The following is a 20,303-nucleotide window of genomic DNA, read 5'->3' on the forward strand; positions in this document are numbered from 1 at the left end:
CGTTGGCCGTTGGCTCAATTTCCAGAGTTCGTATCATGCCCTACTCCTATCGCTTTTCCGGATGCGCGGCGCTGCTGTGTGCGCTGTCTGTCAATGCGGGTGCCGAAGTACCGCTCACCCTGCCCGACCTGCGCATTGAGGGCCGCGCTGAAAGCGAAGACGGCGTACTCCTCGACACGCCCTCGCAAACCGGTTCACGCCTGGGCCTGACCCCACGGCAAACCCCGGCGTCAGTAAGCATCGTCAACCGTCAGCAAATCGAACAGCGCGGTGCCCAGACCACCCAGGACATGCTCGCCGGCGTACCGGGAATGACCGCCGCCTCGCCGCCAGGTTCAGCAGGCTCAGTGGCCTACCGTGGCTTTTCCGGGGCGCAAATTACCCAACTGTTCAACGGCATCAGCGTGCAGTACGACTCGATTGCCGCGCGGCCGGTGGACAGCTGGATCTATGACCGCGTCGAAGCCATTGGCGGTCCCTCAAGCTTTCTGTTTGGCGCCGGCGCTGTGGGTGGTTCGATCAACTACATCACCAAACTGGCCAGCCGTGACGAGAACTTCAACGAAGGCCGCATCAAGTACGACTCCTACGACAGCAGCGAAACCTCGTTCGGTTTCAACCATGCCTTGAACGAAGGTGACGGTATTGGTAACTATGCACGTCTGGATTTCAGCCATACCACCAGCAACGGCTATGTCGATCGCGAAGAGCGCGACGCCTGGAGCGTGGCTTTCTCGCTGCTGACTGACATCAATGACCAGCTGTCGCACACCCTGGCCCTGGAGTACCAGAACGAAAGCGTCGACAGCCCCTATTGGGGCAGCCCGGTACTCAATCCGCTCGGGGGCGAAATGAAGGTCGACGACAGCCGTCGCTTCGAGAACTACAACGTCGAGGACGGCCGTTACGAACAACGCGTACGCTGGCTGCGTTCGATCACCGAGTACCGGTTCAACGACGACACCTCGCTGCGCAACACCCTCTACCACTACAACACCGAGCGAAACTTCCGCAACCTTGAGAGTTACGCCTACAACGCCGACAACAGCCAGGTGAACCGCTCCAATGCGCTGCTGCAACGGCATGACCAAGAACTCAACGGCAACCGCATCGAACTGCTCCACCAGGGGCAACTGTTGGGCATGAACAGCCAATGGTCGACAGGCCTGGACTACAGCCATAACGTGCAAACCAACTACCCGCGTTCGGTGACCGGGGTATTCGACAGTGTTGACCCGGACCACTTCGACCCCGGTCATTTCTATGACCTCAATGGCATGGTCCCGGGTTATCAGAAGAACCGTCAGAACACCGTCGATACCTGGGCCGCGTTCCTGGAAAACCGCCTGCAGCTCAGCGAGCACCTGTCGCTGCTGACCGGCCTGCGCCACGACCATATCGACCTTCAGGTGCACAACTACCGCAGCGTCGATGCCAATAACCCGCGCGACTTCAAACGCATTTATGAACCCACTACCGGGCGCGTCGGCCTGGTCTACGAACTGACGCCCGCAGCCAACGTCTACGTGCAGTACAGCACCGCAGCCGACCCGCCCGCCGGGATCCTCACCACGGCCAGTTTCGCCCAGGTGCGCGACTTTGACCTGAGCACCGGTAAACAGGTCGAAGTCGGCAGCAAATTCAGCTTCCTCGACGGCCGTGGCGCCGCCACCCTCGCCGCCTACCATATCGAGCGCAAGAACCTGGCCACCGCTGACCCGGCCAACCCCGGCGTTACCCAACCGGTGGGCAAGCAATCGTCACGTGGCGTGGAACTGGCCGGCTCGCTGCGCATCACCCCGCAACTGTTGGCTGAAGGCAACTTCGCCTACGTCGACGCTCAGTACGATGAGTTCAATGAAAACGTCGGCGGCACCAGTGTTTCGCGTAAGGGCAATACCCCGACCAACATCCCTGAGCGAGTGGCTAACCTGTGGTTGACCTATGACATCAACCCCAACTGGCAGGTGGGCGGTGACAGCCGTTACGTATCATCGGTTTACGCTGATGCGGCCAACACCCGTTACGCGCCGTCGTACACCGTGTTTGGCGCCTTCGTCGGCTACCAGGTTGACACCGACACGCGCATCAGCGCGCGGGTGCGCAACCTGACCGATGAAGTCTATGCCCGCTGGACCAGTTCGAGCATGCTCTACCTGGGCGCGCCGCGAACCCTGGAACTGGCCTTGCAGACTCGCTTTTAGGCTTTGTATGAAAAGTTTTGAGACGAAGGTCAGGCAAGGCGAAAACAGCCGAGGAAGCGGAGTTTACGGGTTGTAAATGAGCATTCCGAGGCTGTTTTCAACGCAGCATCACCGAGTATCAAGGCTTTTCGTACAGAGCCTAGGACACGGCCGATGAAACGCTATCTGTACCTGGAGCATCGCTGGTTGGGCATCTGTGTGTGTTTGTTCATGGCCCTGTGGTTTTTCTCCGGGGTGGTCATGCTCTATGTTGGCTACCCCAAGCTGACACCGCGCGAACACCTGGCGCACCTGCCCGAGCTAAACCTGCAGTCGTGCTGCGTAGATCTAGGCGCTGCCCTCGCGGCGGCCGACCCGTACCGTGCTCCGGCAAGCATTCGCCTGAGCACGGTAGCGGGTCAGCCACGCTACCTGTTCAGCTATCCGGGCCGCAATACGGCTGCCGGTGCTGCGGGTACGCTTTGATGATCCACAACAGACTTGGCTGCATGTGGATCTGTACACGGGAGAAATAGTCGGGGTTCTGGATCGACCCAAGCGGGTATCGCGCTGGCTGTTTGCGTTGCTGCACAGTTGGGACTGGTTGCCGTTGCTGCAATTGCGGCCAGCTTGGGATATCTGGATGATCGTCTTCAGTGCCGCAGGCCTGATACTCAGCCTCAGCGGGGTGGTGCTGGGATGGCGCCGATTGCGCCACTGACACCAGCCACTGTGGGCGCCAGCCTTGTTGGCTCGGTTTGGAATACCAACGCCTTGAGCCCACCTGCCGGATCGCTGTCCGGAAACTCCGGCGGGTTGGCCAGGCGCTCAACGAAACGCAGTTGCGGCGCTTCTTCAGCCATCCCTTCAATCAAGAACTCAGGCCCAATGGCCGGATCATTCACGCAGGCCAGCACGGTCCCGCCCTCATTCAACAGCTCAGGCAAGCGTCGCAAGATTTTGCGGTAATCCTGGGTCAGAACAAAACTGCCTTTCTGGAAAGTCGGTGGATCAATGATGATCAGGTCATAAGGGCCGAACTTGCGGACCTTGCCCCAGGACTTGAACAGCTCGTGGCCCAGAAAGCTCACACGCCCCAGATCATGACCATTGTGCCGATGGTTATCGCGCCCACGGCTCAGTGCTGAACGGGCCATGTCCAGATTGACGACCTGCTCGGCGCCGCCAGCAATGGCTGCAACGGAAAACCCACAGGTGTAGGCAAACAAATTGAGCACCCGCTTGCCCGTAGCCTGTTCCCGCACCCAGTGCCGGCCATAGCGCATGTCGAGGAACAACCCGGTGTTTTGCTTCAGGCCAAGATCAAGCTCATAGCGCAAACCGTCTTCATCGATCAACCAATGCTCGCTGGGCTCGCCCAGTAGCCACTGCCCTGGACTGTCAGGCAGATAGCGGTGCTGAATGAGCATGACCTGACCACTCCAGCATGGCGCCTGGGCCAGGTTAAGCAGCATCTGCTCAAGGGCCGGTAACTGCCCCTCGGGAGGCTCACGAAACAGCGATACCAGCAACACACCTTGCAGCCAGTCCACGGTGATCTGTTCCAGCCCCGGCCAGCAGCGTCCACGGCCATGGAACAGCCGCCGGGTTTCAGTCGGCGCCGGGCTCAGGGCCGTAAGCAGATGCTGTTGAAGGGTATCGATCACAGAGGTCATGGGCAATTTCGATTGGCTAAAGCTGCCTATTCTACTCTGCCCACCCACCGCCGCCAGCGCGTTTGACCATCCATGACTCAGCGTTGGGCAATTGCATCTAAACTAGCATTCCCATTCCCTGCGTTGGACAACCATCATGAGCGAGAAACCTGCAATTGTTCTGGTCCATGGCTTTTGGGGCGGTGCCGCCCACTGGAGCAAGGTCATCCTTGAACTGTCGCGCTTGGGCCACCGCAATCTACACGCAGTGGAAATGCCACTGACCTCACTAGCCGATGATGCCGAACGCACGCGTAAGATGGTCGCGTCCATTGCTGGCAAGGTGTTGCTGGTCGGCCATTCCTATGGCGGCGCAGTGATCACTCAAATGGGCAACCAGCCCAATGTTGCCGGTCTGGTTTTTATTGCCGCCTTTGCCCCGGATGATGGCGAAAGCCCAGGCGACATCACCGCGCAGAACCCGCCCGAAGCGGCCGCCAACTTGCAGCCGGACACGGACGGCTACCTGTGGATCAAGCCGGAAAAACTGCACGAAAGCTTCTGCCAGGACCTGAGCAAGGACGAGGGCCTGATCATGAGTGTGACCCAGAAAGCACCGCTGGCCGGTACCTTTGGCGACACCATCAGTAACCCGGCGTGGAAACACAAACCCACCTGGTATCAGCTCTCTACCCACGACCGAATGATCGCCCCGGCCAACCAGCAATTGATGTCGAAACGAATGAACCCCAGAGAAGTGTTACGTCTGGACGCCAGCCATGCCTCGCTGGTCTCCAGGGCCGCCGAAGTGGCAGCCCTGATCGATCGTGCCGCCGTCAGTCTGGCTTGACCGCCGCAGCCTTGGCCGCAGGCTTGCACCACCAGCCTTGCTGCATACCGGCGGCAGCCAGCAGGATTGCCGCTACCCCCAGCCACTGCAACGGCTGCAGGCGATGGCCAAAGGCGAACCAGTCAACCAGGATCGCCGCGATCGGGTAGATGAACGACAAGGCGCCGGTCAATGCGGTCGGCAGCTTCTGGATTGCACCGTACAACAGCACATACATCACCCCGGTGTGCACGATCCCCAGGGTAATCAGCGAGGCCAGTGCAGCGGTCTCGCTGGGCAGGCCTGAGGTATTGGCCCAGGGCGCCAGCAACAGGATGCCGGTGCACACCTGAATCAACGCGATCAGGTGCGGCGGCGTGCCACTCAGGCGCTTGATGATCAACGCGGCCACGGCATAGAGAAACGCTGCACCGAGCGCCAGGCCGATGCCCTGCAGGTAGTCATTGCCGCTGCCTCCTTGGCTGCCATGGGCGCTGACGATCGCCAGCATCCCGAAAAACGACAGCACCAGCCAGAACAGTTTCTGCAGAGTGATCTTCTCGCCGAGAAACAGCGCCGCCAGCCCCACCAGCATGAACGGTTGGACGTTGTACACCGCCGTACCAATGGCAATCGAGGCCCGCGAATAAGAGGCGAACAACAGCACCCAGTTACCGACGATCGCCACGCCACTGAGCACCGCCAAGGCGAACGTAGTCAGGGTTAGAATCCCGGGTTTGAGAAAACCCATGGCCAGGCAGATCAGCAGCAAGGTGGTTGCGCCGAACACGCAGCGCCAGAACACCACATCCAGAACCGGTTGCCCGGACACCAGCACGAACCAGCCAATGGTCCCCGAAATCAGCATCGCGGCAACCATCTCAAACGACCCACGGCGTATTGAACTGTCCATCACTCACCTCCTTGACGATGGCTAAATTATGCGAGCCTGGAGGCGCCCGCTCCAGTGGATAAAGCAGGCTAAACTGTAGATACACCTTTACTATCAAGGCAGTTTTCACAATCTGCCTAACGAGGCTGTGATGACCGACGATATTGACCAATTGCTGATAAAGGCGCTGATGGACGATTCACGGCGCTCTCTTAAAGCCCTGGCGCAGCTCAGTGGCTTGTCTTCACCCAGTGTCAGCGAGCGCCTGCGCCGCCTGGAAGAACGCGGGGTGCTTACAGGCTATACCGTGGAAATCGACCCACGCTGCTTTGGCTATCAACTGCAGGCCATCGTGCGCGTGCGGCCATTGCCGGGGCAATTGCAGGAGGTGGAACGGCAAATCATGGCCATCCCCGAGTTCACCGAGTGTGACAAAGTTACTGGTGACGACTGTTTCATTGCCCGCTTGCATGTGCGCTCGATGGAACAGCTCGACACGGTGCTGGATAAACTCAACAGCCATGCTGAAACCAATACCGCGATCGTCAAGAAAACCCCGGTAAAAAGGCGGTTACCGCCCATGGCATAGGCTGAGGGAGCGCATCAACTCGGGCAACTATGCTCGCCGTTGTTAAGGCCCTGCTTGTAGTTACGGCTCAAAAGGCTGGCTTTGCCGTCACGCCAGGTCAGGGTCAGTACGTAGAGCGAATCGAAATCACCGCCATCCCAGTCTTCAGTGATCACCCGCTTCTCGCCCACGGCCTTGCCGGCCACGGTATTGATCAGCTCAGGCAGGTAACCATGAGACCAGGCAGTGTAAACGGTAGCGTTGCGGTACTTGTCCTGCAGTAGTTCATCGGCCAGCTCGCCAGTGTCATTGGCGCCAAAGTCGATGTTTACCGGCAGGCCGAGCTTGATGGCGCTGGGGCTGATGGTCATCAGCGGGCGAATATAACTGTAGGCATCGTCCTTGCTGCCTTCTTCAACATGGCGAGACGGATTGGCGGCAAACACGTAGTCAGCCTTGCCGAATTTCTCCGGGAGCAAGGTGGCCAAGTCCAGAGCACGATTGAGCCCTTGGCAGTTGAGTTGCCCCAAGCCTTCACCCGGCTTTTCGGCGTGGCGCAGGAACACCAGTGTCTGGGTACCGTCCACCGGCTCGGCGTGGCTTTCGACCGCCTCCACAGCCAGCAGCGAGACGCCCCCGAGCAGGACCAGCGAACAGAAGGCATGGCGGTGGCGTTGAAACAGGGTCGACAACTTCATGGAGGGGCTCTTGCGGCGATAAGGGATGAGGCTGACCCCGCCGGTGACACGCCGCGGCCGAAGCCGCGGGTGATCCCTGTCTATCGTTTCATCCGTGAAGCGGGCTAACTGAGAGTGCATTAATCCCGTTTGGTTCGATCCCTGAATACTCAATCCCTGAGCACCTGTGACATTAGCGCGGCGATGTTGCCGAATTAAGACAGCCGCGGGTCAATCATCGCGGGTCAGGACTTCCAGTAACTCGATCTCGAAGGTCAGGTTCGAATGTGGCGTGATCGCCCCCATGCTGCGCTCGCCATAGGCCAAATGCGACGGCACCAGCAGCTTGCGCTTGCCGCCGACCTTCATCCCCATCAGGCCCTGGTCCCAGCCCTTGATAACCCTGCCGGTGCCGATCACACACTGGAACGGCTTGCCGCGGTCGTAGGAGGAATCGAATTTCGTGCCGTCCTCCAGCCACCCGGTGTACTGGGTCGTAATCAGCGCGCCCTTGATTGCTTCCTTGCCTTCGCCCAGCTGGATATCGAAAATTTGCAGTTCGCTGCTCATGCGTGACCTCGTTGATGCCTATTTCGAGGCTGCCTTTTCTCAAGAATGCGCAGGTTTGGCAAGGTTTGCCGGTGTACCGTGTTGACGCATCGACCAGCAGACCCCACCGATGACCAGGATGATTGCTGCAGCCTCCAGCACGCTCGGCCCGCTTTGCCGCCAGATGAAGGCGTAGAGCAAGGCAAACAGGGTTTCGAACACAATCAGTTGGCCGCTCAAGGTCAGCGGCATGCGCTTGGAGGCAGCATTCCACAGCAGCGCCGCCAGCCACGAACCGAAAATCGCGCAGCCCAGACTGTAGAGCCAGAACAGCCACCAGCGCTCGGCCGCTGCCTGCACCTGCAGCTGCGCGGGCTGCCAAAGTGCGATAAACGCCACCAGCGCCAGGCTGAACAGCCCGGTCATCACCCCGCACAGCACCGACCACTGGTGACTGTCAAAATGCCCGCACTGTTTCAGGTAGCGGCTATTGTTGACCGCGTACCAGGTCCAGCAAGCCAATGCGGCCAAGGCATAGAGCACGCCGGCAACTTTGTCGCCCAGTGCTCCCGGCTCAACGGCAAACGTCTGCACATTGATACAGAGCATCCCGGCGAGAATCAGCAACAGCGGCACAAGCAGTTGCTTGAGCGCTACACCACCATTGTCATGGCGGCCATAGAGGGTGATGGTCAACGGCAAGACACCGACAATCAGCGAAGCCGGTGCCACCCCAAGGCGCTGGATGGCGGCCACCAGACAGATGAAGTACAGCAGGTTACCGATCAGCGCCAAGCGTCCGAGCATCCACAGATCTGCCAGGGTCAAGCGGCCCAGGGCCTTGCGCATCGGCACCGCCAGCACCAGGGTCACCGCACCGAACAGCACGAAGCGGGCACAGCTGAGCAGCACTGGACTGAACTCTGGCAACAATTGCGGCACCATCAGCACCAGCCCCCACATCGCGCCGGCTATTGCAGCGTAGGCCACACCCTGTTTCACTTGCCTGCTCCTGTTCAAAGAAGTGCGCAGGCTAACGCGTGGCCAGTGTCTGGACAAAAGATCATTCGGCATGCAGCCATTCCCACAGGGAATGCCTTTAAGCCCGTGAGTATCGACTTTATGATGTAGCCATTCCTCAGAACGGACCTTCAGCATGAGTCGCTTCAGCCGTCACCTGCCCCCGCTGGACACCCTGATCGCTTTTGAGACGGTGGTACGCACTGGCAGTTTCACCCGTGCCGCCAGCGAGCTCTACCTGACCCAAAGCGCCGTGAGCAAACAGATCAAGTTGCTGGAACAACACCTCGGCGCGGTGCTGTTCGAACGCCGCGCTCGGGGGATCGCCTTGACCTCGGCCGGCGAAAGCTTCAACGCGATTGTCGAGCCGATGCTGGAGAGCCTGCTGGCCAACGTGCTGCGCCTGAAAGCGGGTCACAGCAGCCGCAATGTCAGCGTCATCTGTACCCATGCCGTCGCCCAGTACTGGCTGTTCCCACGGCTACTGCGCTTCAACGAACAGCACCCGGAACTGACAGTGAATATTCACGCCAGTAATGAGATCGGTGAAAGCGATATTGCCCATTACGACTTCGGTATTCTCTATGGCCACGGCCATTGGAGCTCACTCAAGGCCGCCAAACTGTTCGACGAGACCATCTACCCGATTGCCAGCATCAAGCGCGCCCTGCCCGCAATCGACTCGCTGGAGGCGCTGCAAACCTTACCACTGATTCAACTGGATGCTTCGGCCTGGAACTGCCTGGACTGGCAAGACTGGTTCAGCCACCAGGGCCTGCGTTACCAGGCGCCCGCCGATGCGGTGACCTTCAACCAGGTCAATCTGGTGTTCGAAGCGGTGTTGCAAGGCATGGGGGTCGGGCTTGGCTGGGAATTCATGGCCCGCGAACGCATTGAGCAGGGTGCGATCCGCCAGGTATCGGCGTTTGTCGTGCACACCGGGCAAGCCGACTATCTGGTGCACGACAAACAAGCGCCCTGCTCACCGGCAGCGCAGGTATTTGCAGACTGGTTGCTGGCGCTCAAGTGAACAGGGCCTGGACTTCGGCGCCGGTCATGGCTGTCGAGAGGATGGGATTTGCACACATTACCGCCGATGGCGCTGGTGACCTTGAAGTGCTCCAGTGGGGTGCCATCCTGAACAACGGCGTCGCAGTATTAACCGCTTCGAGGGTGCTGCTTGAGTCTGCAATTCAAGGCACGAGGTCGCCGGTATCGACGAGTACGTGGTAGTGCAATGCTTGCACCGTACCAACGTCGTTGGTGATCCAGTGGTAACCGTTGCCAGAAGCGAACTTGATCGCGACCAACTGCTTACGCCCCACGATAAAGGAATAGCTGCCTTGTTCCAGATCGTGCTGGGTCACCTCATGGGTATCCTCTATGTACGAGCCTGCAATGGGCCTATCTGGCTCAACTTTTGGATCGTCAGCAAAACCTTGATGGCCGCGGAAGGTGAAGTCGATCCTATCGCCGACTGCAGCGTTATGGTAATCGAGCCGAATTTCGTACGGTGTCCCATCCATGGCGGCTTCCTTGTTGATGGCGTTGTTCGGATTCTTCTCCGGAAAGTCCCCGGCGGGGAGTCCATCGTTGCCGCCCGGTAAGCCAGTACTGTCACTGACGGAAACTTCCTGCTCGGCAGAGTAGGCGGTATTGCTGTAGCCGGGGTGCGCACTCAGTTGCCGGGTCACGCGGTAGTGCAGCGCTCGCCTACCGGTACCGGCCTGTTTCATCTGCGCGCTGCTGATTTCCATTCGCAAGGGTTGCTTGGCAATGACGTCGGCGTCGGTTATGACGTAGGGCAGTACGATAGTCTCCCAGTGTGCCTCGACTGCATCGAGGCTCTCGAAAACTTCCTGGCCATCCTTGCCATGCCACGCAATGATTACATTGGCGGGCTGTTCGATGTCGGAGGGCGAGATGATGTTGGGCACTGCGCTGGCACCGAGTGCTGTGGGCAATTGTAGATTACCGTGCCAGGGACTCTCCGGGTCGGGGTCGGGGCCACCGGGCAGGGTGATGTCCACTTCGACCTGTTTAGCAGGTGATCGGCCAATGGGTGTTGCTGCGCGCAGCAGGTCATAGGTTACCTGCAGGGTTCCGTTGCCACCTCCTTGAATCGATCGATAGGAAACGGGAATGCGCAGGAGGGGGTTGGCGTTCGGGTCGGGAACGGTGATGGCGGGCAATGCCACGTTCCCCCAGTGGAGAAGAATCTGATCGCCTGTGGCGACATGCTCGAGTGCCGGAATCTCAACCTGTACAGGGAGACGTGCGACCGCCTCGCTGATCAGCCCATGCTGGTCGTACAGCGGTACAAGCGGCGGCAGTAGTTGCGGTTGCGGGGTCAGTACTATCTTGAACACTGTGCTTGGTGAGCTTTCCAACCCTTCGTTACCGGCCCTGTCGCGCAAATAAAAGTGTGCTACGGCGTTGCCATTGCCCAGCGTACGAAAGTCATCACCTTTGAAAGGCACCTCCAGAGGTGGATGATCCAGATGCATTTGGGTGATGACAATGCTGCCGGCAGGAAGCCGCCGGTTGCTTGCCAAGCCTGGAGCACGCTCGAGAAAATATACGATCTCGTCTTCCAGACGGATGTCCGACCAATGCGCCAGCGTGGCGATGACTTGATCCTGATTGTCTGCCAGATAGCTTTCGGTCACGCCGTCGTTGACAATCTCCGAAGGAAAAGTCAGCGCTCCGGGACGCAGGCCAAAGTTGGGTGGCGTGTTATCAAGGTCGACCTGTACAGCTAAAGATCGACTGGTGCCACCCACTGAGACGACTTCATAGTAGAGCTGGTGAATGCCACCACCAGAGAGATGAAGACCGCCGATTTCGAACGTCATCGGGAACTCGCCCGGGTCAGGATCAAGCACTTCTTGCTCATGGACTTGATTGCGATTCCAGAAAAACATCACCGTCTGTCTTTGGCTGGCACCTTCCCAGCGCTCATCAATGTTGGCTCTCAACGCCCCTGTCCGATTCGAGACAGGTATCAGGAACGCGGAGTCACCTGCCAGCGGCGGCAGCGCATCGGGAAGCGAAGGTACAGTTAGGTCATCTGCCAGGTAGGTACTGCCGGAAGCGATCGACTTAGAATCTGACATAGCTATTTACTCATGAGCATGGTTGGATCCGCTGACCTTCCCGATGGCGTGGGTCACCAGAAATAGCGAGCACCCAGGTTCAAGCCGTAGGGCTGTTCGATGTGTTTACCATTGCTGTAGTCCAAGTCTGCATGGACCTGGAAGCTCCGCGAAAACGACAAGGCAGCCCCCAACCCCAACTCGGCACGCGAGCCGGACAGGTCGTTATTGAACACATTGTTATTGACCCGTGCTTTATTGTTGTTGGCGAATTCATGGGCATACGCGGCTTTGACATAAGGTTGCAAGCTACGGCCCTCACCTAGGTCGAAACGTCGACCGGCGGTGGCACCGAGCTTGCCCAGATAGGAGCGGGTCTGATCGCCCTCGGCCTGCAGGCCATTGCTCAGGGCATAGTCCTTGGACTGGATAACCACGGCTGAGAGCTGGGCGAACGGCTCAAGGAAGTAGCCTTGGTCGAGCTTGATATGACGACCGAACTCCACGGTGCTGCCAATGCCATGGTTGTCGTAGTCGCCCTTGGCTCGTGTGCCATCGCTGAACGCCACCTTGGCGTTGTTCTGATAGCGATTGAACTTGACCAGTGCGTCGAAATAGAAGCCGCTGTGCGCGTCCAGCCAGGTGGTGTAGACGCCGGCATAGTAGCTGTCAACGCTGCCGGAACTGCCCCGAGCCAGGTCGAGGTCCGAGCGACTGTGACCGGCCAGTAGCCCCACCAGCCATTGGCCGTCGCCAACGGGTAGCGGTGCGTCGGCACCAAAGGAAATGCCGTGCTGATTTTGCTGATAACCGACACCGGAAGCATCGGCAACGTTGTATTTGTTGCCATAGCCGCGCATCCAGCCGCCCGCATTGCGGCCATCACTGTAACGTAACTCGCCCATGCGGCTGCGCAGGGATGCCAGTTCGCCATACCAGACAGTAGGCGCGGTGTTGAACAGAGCCATCACGGTCCGGGTGCCAGGCCCCACCGTGCGGGTCGTCGCGTCGAGATACCAGTCTTGGCCGTTGGCATCTTGTACCAGTTTGTAGGACCAGGCACCCAGATCCGCAGTACCGCCCGCTAGATCGAACTGGGCATCTCCAGCTTCGGCATGGATCACGTGCAGGCTGGTGTTGGTCACCGGGTCTGCACCGGTGCTGCCGATCACCAGGGCGTGATTACCCGTCGCGGTGCCACTGATGTCGAGAAAGCTGTGTTGGCGCTGGGAAAAGTCTGTGGCCATGACGAACGTACCGCTGCCTGACAGATTGCCCAGCGACAGGGTGTAAAACTCTCCAGGTTCGCCAAGGCTGACGGTTCCGCCTTGTAGGGCAAGGTTGGCAACGCTGCTATTGCCGGTCATCCGCCAATGGCTGTCGTTGATGGTCAAACCAGAGACGTTGTGCAGGGTTCCTGTCAATTGCGCACTGCTGTTGAGGCTGATGTTGGTGGTGCTACCCGCTTCGTTGTCGATATTCCCGGTCAGGCTCGCGCTATTGAAGTCGAAGCTGGCGATACTGTCGCCGGCGACCGTGATGTTGCCTTCCAGCGCGCTGTTGCGTACACCCACTGTGGCGGTCGAGGCGCCCGCCACTTCGAGAACATGGCCATCCTTGCCCTGCAGGGTGGCGCCATTGAGCAGTTCGAGGGTCACCTCGGTGCCTTCTGCTACCCGAATCGCCGAGCCATTGCGGCCAACAACTTGGGTGCCCTCCAGGGTGACGGTGCTATCACGGGTGTCATTGCGCCCCGTCCAGAAATTTATCCCGTGCAGGCCGCCCTCGATCCGGCCACCGCTGGCACTGACAGTGGCAGCCCGTATTGTCAGCCCGATGCCGGTCTCCTGGGTGGTATCAATGCTGGTATTGCGCAGTTCCAGCACGCTTCGGTCGGTGACGTAGGCGCCCTCATCGGCGCCGCGCAGGACGCTGTCGATGACCTGCACATGGGAGGTGACGCCGCTGACGCTGCTGTTGACGGCCATCGCTGCCCCTTCGGCCCCCTCGTTCACCAAGGTCGAGCCATTGATGTGGGCGGTCCCGGCTGTCAGGGACAGTGCTTCATCGAACAGACCGCTGCCTGTGAGGCGGCCATTACTGACGTTTACGCTTGAGCCTGTACCGAACACGCGCCCGCCATCGGCGTTATTGAGATTAAGGGTCGAATCGGTCAGCGATACACCCAGGATGCTGCCTGAGTTGACGGTTAACACCGAGCCATTGAGCAGGGTGTAATGGTCCGGCGTGGTGCCTGGCGGTAACGTTCTTTGTTCATTGTCGAGTACCTGGTCCGCCAGCACCGGGCTCGTGGACAGGGTAAAACAGGCAAATACAGCGTAACGCCACTTGTGCGTGACAGGTGTAATAGGTTTGCACTCGGCTGGCATCGTGGGTCCCTATGTCGTTAATGTAAAAGCCCCATGAATCGCTTACAGATTCGATCCATGGGCTCTCCTAGGCGAAGACACGAGACATTAGCGTGAACGCTCCGACCTCGATGTAGTCCAATTCCTACAATGCGGCGGATTATTCATCAGCCGTGGCTACTTCGAACCGGCCTTGCTTCTGGGTGAGCAAGCACTGATATCGCAGACCCCTTCGGCAATGCACTCGCATCCACTTGGCATGGTGTAGGACACTTCAACCTTGGCTTCAGACGATTTGACACTAGCGCCACTCTTCTTGGCCACGACATACCAAGCGAACAGGTAACCGGCGACATCCGCGATGGGCCTGACGACACTCGTGAAATCGATGGAATGATCGAAGCCTCTAGTGGCCTGATCGGCATCCAGTTCATAGGGCTGGCTGCCCGTGGTTTCGGGGATAGCTGTGCCATCGGAATCGCGACCTTCCCAGTGCACGGTCACCGTATCGCCTGCGGCGAAATTGCGGGTATCACCCGAGACGCGTAACTTTGCCCCTTCCCAGATTCGTTGACAGCAGCCCAGCGACTCGAAGAAGTCGTCCATGTCAGGGAAAACGGGGTCGGTCAACGGGCCGAACTCAAAGGTATTGACCTCGACAGGAGTGGGCACGGTGATGGGCGCGTTACCCGGAGGAAGGTTTGGCGAGGTCAGTTGGATATGCACCGGAACATCCGGGCCGTCGCCTTCCTCGGCAACGAAGCTGAACGGAACGGCAATGTTAAAGTCGGTCTCGCCGCCCACCACGGTATAGCTGGCGTCTGGGACTAGCTTGTTGTTCCAGAAGACCTGCAGTACTTCGCCTGCCACCATCGGATCATAGGCTGGCAAAGTCACCGAAACGGGAAGGTCGATATCCCCCACCCCGATCTTGTTGTCTTCCGAATCCCCGCTTCCGCCCCGTACTGTGACCTGTCCCAGTAGCGGGTTTTCAGGGCCCGGATCAGGGTTTTCCGGGCCTGGAATACGCAGATCCACGCCTGAACTAGCGGCTGCGGTCGGAGTGAACTCCAGCAGTCCTCGGACGATTCTGTAAGTAGCGGTGACGTTCTTGGGGCCTTCGCCAACGGCCTCACCTTCGCTCAGTAGCGTTGCATAGGGGACCGAACGTGTTTCGAGTGGGAAGGTCGGACTGCCGCCAACCGCAAAGTCGTCCACGTTCCGGCTGCCCCAGGTAACCACAACCCGATCTGTGGGTTGGTGATGAGTAAACTCCGGGATTCGAACGATAACCCCGAGGATGGCATCGGCACGGTCGATCAGAGGCGCATCTTCTTCCTGCGCCAGTGGAATCACAGCATTTTGCAAACCGGTGGGCAACGGCTGGAATGCCATGGAAATGTTTAGATCGATCGGCTTTCTGGTCTGATTGCCCGCGCGGGAATACCCTAGGTAATAGAAACTGAGCACGCCATCCAGGTATAGGGGGTCGTCATTCTCATTGACGAATTTATCTTTGGCGATGACGCCTGTCATGGGGGCTGATGGGTCGAAATCTGCCACAGGGCGGGCGGCGATTTCGGCAACAAGTACAGGCTCTGAGCTTGCAAACGGAATCATGAAGATTTCAGCGCGGTCGCCAGGTCTTGCATACGTAAATGCGTTGATGGTGAAAGGCAGACCGCCGTTGGTATTCAGGTATTCGAGTGTCACCCTATCGGTGGGTAACACTAAGCTATCTGGAATGATATTCCGATTAGGGTCGTCTCGGTCGACAGTGAAGTAAGTGTAATCAGCCCTTTCCGTTCCCCCGCTAGTCGACACCATATAGCGGACCCTATGTCCCCCGGCAGCCTGGAATTGGTCGGAGGGAACCTTTATCTCTAACGGAAATGACGGTAATGCCGGATAGGTCTGGTCGAAGATTGGGTTGCTGTCTTGATCATTCAGAAAGACTTGTAGTCTCGCCCTCGTTACTCCTGTCCAGGCAGTAGGAATCTGAGCATTCAGATCCTCCGAAAGCATTGCAGTGGGAATCAGGTTGAGTTCAACCCCCTCATCATTGGGCAACACGTCAGGAAGATCGATTGGCACTAGATCGGCATCGACCTTCACGGCACGTCTATTTTTCAGCCTTTCCTGCTGGCGTCGTTCCTGCTTGGCGAGTCGATAGTCATCCCGCAGTAGTTGCCCCGCATCCAGATTAGGCCCTTTGGTGGTCATTGTGACGCTCCTTGGAACGGTAAGAGAAGTTGGAGTCGCTCGTCTTTCAGTGACAGCGCTGGGTTTTTATACGCGCCACCGAGCTGTTCGTAACCTGACAAAAATGCTAGGTGTCAAATGTTCCTGCTAGTGCAATGCTCCTGACGGTCTTTCCCATTACTGTCGGAGGCATCGTGACCACCTACCATCAGCTCAGCGCTATCAGCCGTCTGCTCGCCAACCTGCGTTCCGTCAGTATTTTTCAGGACCCCGAGCCGACACTGCAGCCCCCGCGCATTCCCATCGCCGAGGGTAATGGCGGCATCCGTCAGGTCGACATCGCCGATCCCGGGGCGCCCATCCAGGTGCTCATCACCTCCTACTCACAGATCCTCGTCAACGACAAGGTCGAGTTGTTCTGGAACAACCGCCTGATCGATACGCTGCTGATCAACCAGGATCACATCGACCTGGGCACCATGACCCTCAATGTCCCTACCGCCGTTATTCAGGAGGGCACCCCGCCGGTGCACCACAGGGTCACCAGCGCCATCGGTGGTAATGTGTACAAATCCCATCCCCTCAACATCCGGGTCAAGACCAATGTGCCCGGCGGCACTGATCCCGCCCCCTCAACCCCCTATATCAACGAGAATCTGCAGGCCGTCAGTGGGGTACCGGAATTGGTCGACGAGGACAATGCCAATAGCATCGTTGCCATCATTGCCCCGTACAAGAACATGACCGAAGGCGACAAACTCCACCTCAGTTGGGGCGGTGAGTTTGTTGACGAGCATGTAGTACAAGCGAGCGAAGTCGACAACCCCATCCACCTGCCCGTCCCTCGTGAAACCATCGATCTGGTCGGCGCCGGGCCGCTGGTGATCGAGTATGAGATCCGCGATATCGTTAACAACTGGTCGCGCTGGTCGCCCCCCTTCCCGGTCGAGGCCGAGGTCGGCAGTGGCCTGCTGCGTGCGCCGGATGCTCTGGATGCCGCTGATGGCAAGATTGACCTCGCACAACTGGGCGACGAGGATGCCCGAGTGCGCGTGCGGGCCTACGCCGAAATGGCCGAAGGCGACACCATCACCATCACCTGGCGTGCCCGCCCACCGGTAGGCGACCCAGTCGAGCACTCACACGTCTACAACGTGAACGCAGACAATGAGGGCCTGCCGGTCGAAGTCACAGTACCCAATGCCATCGTCCGGGCCAGCGCTGGCGGGATTGCCGCCATTAGTTACAGCGTGCGTTCCAACACTGCACTGCGCCACTCCCGGCGCACCTCGGTCGAGATCATCGGACAGGTACAGCGGCTCGAGCCGCCGACCTTGCGAGAGGCTGTGGGCGATAACGTTGATCTCGGACAAATCCCTGAGGAAGGGGCCACGGTTGTAGTGGCGGTCTATCCGGGCATGGTATCGGGTGATCGGGTGGAACTGTTCTGCATCGGCACCGCCGCCGATGGTGCACCTTCGACCTATTACGATTTCAGGGACATTAGCGGTGGCATGGAGGGCCAACCGGTCTCCTTCACCGTGCCGTGGGTCTTCTTCCCCCCCTTGCTCAACGGTTCGCTACGTGTGTACTACCGGGTCAAGGGACAGGACTCTCAGGCGTTGCCACTGAACGTGGTCGGCCAAGGCGGTGCCGAGCTGCAGACGCCCAGCGTGGTCGGCGTGGTCGATGGTGTCCTCGATCCCGACGTCGTACCCAATGGCACCACCGCCCAGGTACCACTGTACGTCGGCAAGCACGTGGGCGACCGCATCACCCTGACCTGGCAAGGCCTGTCCGGCGCCAGCTACAGCGATTTCATCGACGTCACCACCGACAACCTCGGCTCGCCAATCAACTTCGCCATCGCCTATGACCCGTACATCATCAACAACCTCAACAGCAACGTGGCGGTGAGTTACCGAGTGCAACGCAACAACGGCAGCCGGGCCCATTCGGCGGTACTGGACCTGCTCATCCGCCGCAAGGTGCAAGACAATTTCGTCGCCCCCTCGGTGATGCAGGCCCCCACGGGCACGCTGGATCCGATCAACGCCGAACAGGGTGCAACGGTACGGGTCGCCTACAAGGGGATGCAGCTCACCGATATCATCGCCGTGGCCTGGACCGGCGTGGGCGGGGCCGACACGATCGAAACTGCACAACAGAACGGTAGTGCCTCCGGCCATGTCGATTTCGACATCCCAGTCTCGGTGGTGGCGGCGAGCCAGGGCAAAATCATCACCGTGCGCTATGCCGTTGGCCGCGGGGGTAACCCGGTACTGTCCGAACCTCTGTCGCTACCTGTCAGTGAACTGACTCAAAACTATTTGCCAGCGCCGACCGTCCCACAAGCCAGCAATCTCACGCTCGATCTCACCAAATTCCAAGGCGATGCCACGGCCAACGTCCAGCGCTGGCCGCTGATTGCCGTAGGGCAGCGCTATTGGATCAAGGTCAGTGGCACATTGGAGAGCGGTGCCGCGTACAGCTTCTATGTAGCACAGGGGCAGTTGCTTGATGAAGGTCAAATCGGCAATGGTCTGAGCATGGGCATACAACGTAGCGAACTTGAAAGGCTGCAGTCTGGTAGCTCGCTGAGGCTAGAAGTCAAGGTGGCGTTCGACGGTGGGACCGTCGAGGCTGCGGCGCGGATCTTCCCAGATTTGACGCTGACGCTACTGAAAGACGCAGCGATCATCCCCAGCCAGCCTCGCATACCGATAGCTCCTGACGGCAGGCTCAATTTTCATGAAGACATGTACTACAGCGACTATCTCACCGTCGAGGTTCTTCAGTTCCCCGGAATGGCCGCCGGGCAGTCCATCGTGGTGGAGTGGGAAAGCCTCCATTTCAAATGGTCGAGCCCACCGCAAAGCGTCACAACCGTTGGCAGCTTGCAGTTTGAGGTGCCCAGGCTCGAGGTCATCGACGCCATAGGCACGGAGGTAAAGGTGCGCTACACCGTCAATGGCACGATCCCCTCCCCGGCCTTCCCCCTAATCATCGACAGTCAAGGGATGGTGATGCCGCCACCGCATTACTTCGATAGGGGGGATAGGTATGAGGTTTCCATCCTGTCCCCGGATCAGCAAGATCGTCACACGGGACGTGTGCGCTGGAACGGCGTGGTAGCACGCGATTCGGGTGAGCAAGATCTGCAGAAGAACGTAATTGAATATTTTCAGATCCCTAAAGCATGGGTAACCGAGAACCAAGGCCAGGAGGTATTGATCAACTACAGCATCTATCGTGGCAATCAAGAACGCTTCAGGTTTTCACGCGTACTCAGGCTGAAACTCTGAAAGCCGACTATTGACTGCACGAGCCATACCGGGAAGCTGGCGACAACTTCCCACTCGTTATAGCCCAAACAGTAGGCGTGCAGATCATATAAACAAACACAATCATGCGATCTCGTAAATGCATCAGATCACAGCACTGCAGCGCCAAACCATTACCAAGTTATATTCGCGCTGTTATATAAAATATCCCTTACCCCTGAAGTCCATGAGCAACCAACTGGAGATGAACCATGAAAAACACCGAGATAACAAATCAGGCTTGGTCTGCCCCACGCCTGAGAGAAGCTTCAGAAGACCCGAACAACCCGTCAGGTCAATACCTGACAATTGATAGAATATATGGCATATCTGGAGAAACACTGAATTGTGATGTTTCCATCTCGAGTGGCATGCAGGCCAACGACATCGTACGTGTACGCGGCCAATACGGCAGCGTCACCTATGACGCACCTGAATTCAGGTTATCTTCACCCCCCGTCGGTTTCTCGATCGCATTTCCGAAATTCATGTTGTACGGCAGCTCAGGCGCTTCATTAAACTTGAACTTTGCCTTGCGCAAACAAGGTGGCGGAGACTGGCTGATCTCCCAGAGCCGCTACGTACGCATTGAGCGTCAAGCGCTCGAACTACAAGCTCCGGCCTTGCCTCTTGGAAGCAGAACACTTGAGGTCCAGTACACCGGCATGACGTCCGGGCATACAGTCCGTGCAAGGCTGTTTTCATCAGCGACCCAATATTTCGACACTCAGGAGGTAGTGGTCGACAACGGAAGAGTCTATATCGTAATTCCTCATTCCTGGTTCGTCGCTAATAACGGTAAAACTGTTTGGATAAACTATGCAGTGAAAAGATCTGGTGATTCACGACGAATCTTCTCTCGCCTGCTCTACATCGAGCGATTACAAGCTCCAAGTAACGCATGAGGCAACCCAGGAGTGCGCAGCTACGCACCTAGACTG

At 58.4% G+C, this 20,303-nt stretch carries 13 protein-coding genes and 3 pseudogenes; 8 read left to right on the forward strand and 8 right to left on the reverse strand.

All coding sequences use genetic code 11. The annotated features are described in order from the left end of the window. Positions 1-35 precede the first annotated feature (35 nt). The 3 genes and pseudogenes from ACQRAX_RS03130 to ACQRAX_RS03140 all read left to right on the forward strand — a co-directional run. Positions 36-2,204, forward strand: coding sequence for a TonB-dependent receptor (locus ACQRAX_RS03130; protein ID WP_412038266.1), 2,169 nt, complete (start codon positions 36-38; stop codon positions 2,202-2,204). Positions 2,205-2,357: 153 nt separating this feature from the next. Next, positions 2,358-2,648, forward strand: a pseudogene (locus tag ACQRAX_RS03135) (PepSY domain-containing protein); the annotation flags it as partial. Continuing rightward, positions 2,641-2,904, forward strand: a pseudogene (locus ACQRAX_RS03140) (PepSY domain-containing protein); the annotation flags it as partial. The pseudogenes ACQRAX_RS03135 and ACQRAX_RS03140, both read left to right, overlap by 8 nt. Positions 2,905-2,941: 37 nt before the next feature. On the opposite strand, the pseudogene ACQRAX_RS03145 reads toward ACQRAX_RS03140, so the two are convergent. Then, positions 2,942-3,859 (reverse strand): annotated as a pseudogene (locus tag ACQRAX_RS03145) (class I SAM-dependent methyltransferase); the annotation flags it as partial. Positions 3,860-3,995: 136 nt separating this feature from the next. Here ACQRAX_RS03145 and ACQRAX_RS03150 point away from each other — a divergent pair. Continuing rightward, positions 3,996-4,688, forward strand: coding sequence for an alpha/beta hydrolase (locus ACQRAX_RS03150; RefSeq protein ID WP_412038265.1), 693 nt, complete (start codon positions 3,996-3,998; stop codon positions 4,686-4,688). Here ACQRAX_RS03150 and ACQRAX_RS03155 read toward each other — a convergent pair. Beyond that, on the reverse strand, positions 4,675-5,580 hold the full coding sequence (locus ACQRAX_RS03155) for a DMT family transporter (RefSeq protein WP_412038264.1): 906 nt from the start codon (positions 5,578-5,580) through the stop codon (positions 4,675-4,677). The genes ACQRAX_RS03150 and ACQRAX_RS03155 overlap by 14 nt on opposite strands. A 130-nt stretch (positions 5,581-5,710) precedes the next feature. Between ACQRAX_RS03155 and ACQRAX_RS03160 the strand changes: the two genes are divergently transcribed. After that, a complete protein-coding gene (locus ACQRAX_RS03160) occupies positions 5,711-6,148 on the forward strand; it encodes an Lrp/AsnC family transcriptional regulator (RefSeq protein ID WP_412038263.1) in 438 nt (145 codons plus the stop codon). A 14-nt stretch (positions 6,149-6,162) separates the two neighbouring features. Here the strand turns inward: ACQRAX_RS03160 and ACQRAX_RS03165 are convergent, their stop codons facing one another. The 3 genes from ACQRAX_RS03165 to ACQRAX_RS03175 form a co-directional block, all read right to left on the reverse strand. Then, positions 6,163-6,825: a histidine phosphatase family protein gene (locus ACQRAX_RS03165; protein ID WP_412038262.1), complete on the reverse strand. Its 663-nt coding sequence runs from the start codon at positions 6,823-6,825 to the stop codon at positions 6,163-6,165. A gap of 210 nt (positions 6,826-7,035) precedes the next feature. Then, a complete protein-coding gene (locus tag ACQRAX_RS03170) occupies positions 7,036-7,374 on the reverse strand; it encodes an FKBP-type peptidyl-prolyl cis-trans isomerase (protein WP_412038261.1) in 339 nt (112 codons plus the stop codon). Between the two features lie 39 nt (positions 7,375-7,413). Further along, the gene (locus tag ACQRAX_RS03175) at positions 7,414-8,355 is read right to left on the reverse strand and encodes a DMT family transporter (protein ID WP_412038260.1); all 942 of its coding nucleotides are present in this window, start codon (positions 8,353-8,355) and stop codon (positions 7,414-7,416) included. Between the two features lie 154 nt (positions 8,356-8,509). Here ACQRAX_RS03175 and ACQRAX_RS03180 point away from each other — a divergent pair, with 154 nt between their 5' ends. Continuing rightward, positions 8,510-9,403: a LysR substrate-binding domain-containing protein gene (locus tag ACQRAX_RS03180; protein WP_412038259.1), complete on the forward strand. Its 894-nt coding sequence runs from the start codon at positions 8,510-8,512 to the stop codon at positions 9,401-9,403. 163 nt (positions 9,404-9,566) lie between these two features. On the opposite strand, the gene ACQRAX_RS03185 is transcribed toward ACQRAX_RS03180, so the two are convergent. The 3 genes from ACQRAX_RS03185 to ACQRAX_RS03195 form a co-directional block, all read right to left on the reverse strand. Then, a complete protein-coding gene (locus ACQRAX_RS03185) occupies positions 9,567-11,489 on the reverse strand; it encodes a hypothetical protein (RefSeq protein ID WP_412038258.1) in 1,923 nt (640 codons plus the stop codon). 53 nt (positions 11,490-11,542) lie between these two features. Continuing rightward, positions 11,543-13,858 (reverse strand): autotransporter outer membrane beta-barrel domain-containing protein, encoded by a 2,316-nt coding sequence (locus ACQRAX_RS03190; protein ID WP_412038257.1) that lies wholly within the window; start codon positions 13,856-13,858, stop codon positions 11,543-11,545. Positions 13,859-14,014: 156 nt separating this feature from the next. Next, positions 14,015-16,060 carry a hypothetical protein gene (locus ACQRAX_RS03195; RefSeq protein ID WP_412038256.1) on the reverse strand — a complete coding sequence of 682 codons (2,046 nt, stop codon included), beginning with the start codon at positions 16,058-16,060 and terminating at the stop codon, positions 14,015-14,017. Positions 16,061-16,233: 173 nt separating this feature from the next. Between ACQRAX_RS03195 and ACQRAX_RS03200 the strand changes: the two genes are divergently transcribed. Further along, positions 16,234-19,344 (forward strand): hypothetical protein, encoded by a 3,111-nt coding sequence (locus ACQRAX_RS03200; RefSeq protein WP_412038255.1) that lies wholly within the window; start codon positions 16,234-16,236, stop codon positions 19,342-19,344. A 230-nt stretch (positions 19,345-19,574) separates the two neighbouring features. Continuing rightward, complete coding sequence (locus tag ACQRAX_RS03205; RefSeq protein WP_412038254.1) at positions 19,575-20,267, forward strand: hypothetical protein; 693 nt, start codon at positions 19,575-19,577, stop codon at positions 20,265-20,267. The last annotated feature ends 36 nt before the right edge of the window (positions 20,268-20,303 follow it).

The organism is Pseudomonas sp. UM16, assembly GCF_050312595.1.
Taxonomy (GTDB): domain Bacteria; phylum Pseudomonadota; class Gammaproteobacteria; order Pseudomonadales; family Pseudomonadaceae; genus Aquipseudomonas.

Coding starts and splice junctions, on each gene's coding strand:
- ACQRAX_RS03130 (WP_412038266.1), top strand. CDS start 36: ATGCCCTACTCCTATCGCTTTTCCGGATGCGCGGCGCTGCTGTGTGCG.
- ACQRAX_RS03150 (WP_412038265.1), top strand. CDS start 3,996: ATGAGCGAGAAACCTGCAATTGTTCTGGTCCATGGCTTTTGGGGCGGT.
- ACQRAX_RS03155 (WP_412038264.1), bottom strand. CDS start 5,580: ATGGACAGTTCAATACGCCGTGGGTCGTTTGAGATGGTTGCCGCGATG.
- ACQRAX_RS03160 (WP_412038263.1), top strand. CDS start 5,711: ATGACCGACGATATTGACCAATTGCTGATAAAGGCGCTGATGGACGAT.
- ACQRAX_RS03165 (WP_412038262.1), bottom strand. CDS start 6,825: ATGAAGTTGTCGACCCTGTTTCAACGCCACCGCCATGCCTTCTGTTCG.
- ACQRAX_RS03170 (WP_412038261.1), bottom strand. CDS start 7,374: ATGAGCAGCGAACTGCAAATTTTCGATATCCAGCTGGGCGAAGGCAAG.
- ACQRAX_RS03180 (WP_412038259.1), top strand. CDS start 8,510: ATGAGTCGCTTCAGCCGTCACCTGCCCCCGCTGGACACCCTGATCGCT.
- ACQRAX_RS03185 (WP_412038258.1), bottom strand. CDS start 11,489: ATGTCAGATTCTAAGTCGATCGCTTCCGGCAGTACCTACCTGGCAGAT.
- ACQRAX_RS03190 (WP_412038257.1), bottom strand. CDS start 13,858: ATGCCAGCCGAGTGCAAACCTATTACACCTGTCACGCACAAGTGGCGT.
- ACQRAX_RS03195 (WP_412038256.1), bottom strand. CDS start 16,060: ATGACCACCAAAGGGCCTAATCTGGATGCGGGGCAACTACTGCGGGAT.
- ACQRAX_RS03205 (WP_412038254.1), top strand. CDS start 19,575: ATGAAAAACACCGAGATAACAAATCAGGCTTGGTCTGCCCCACGCCTG.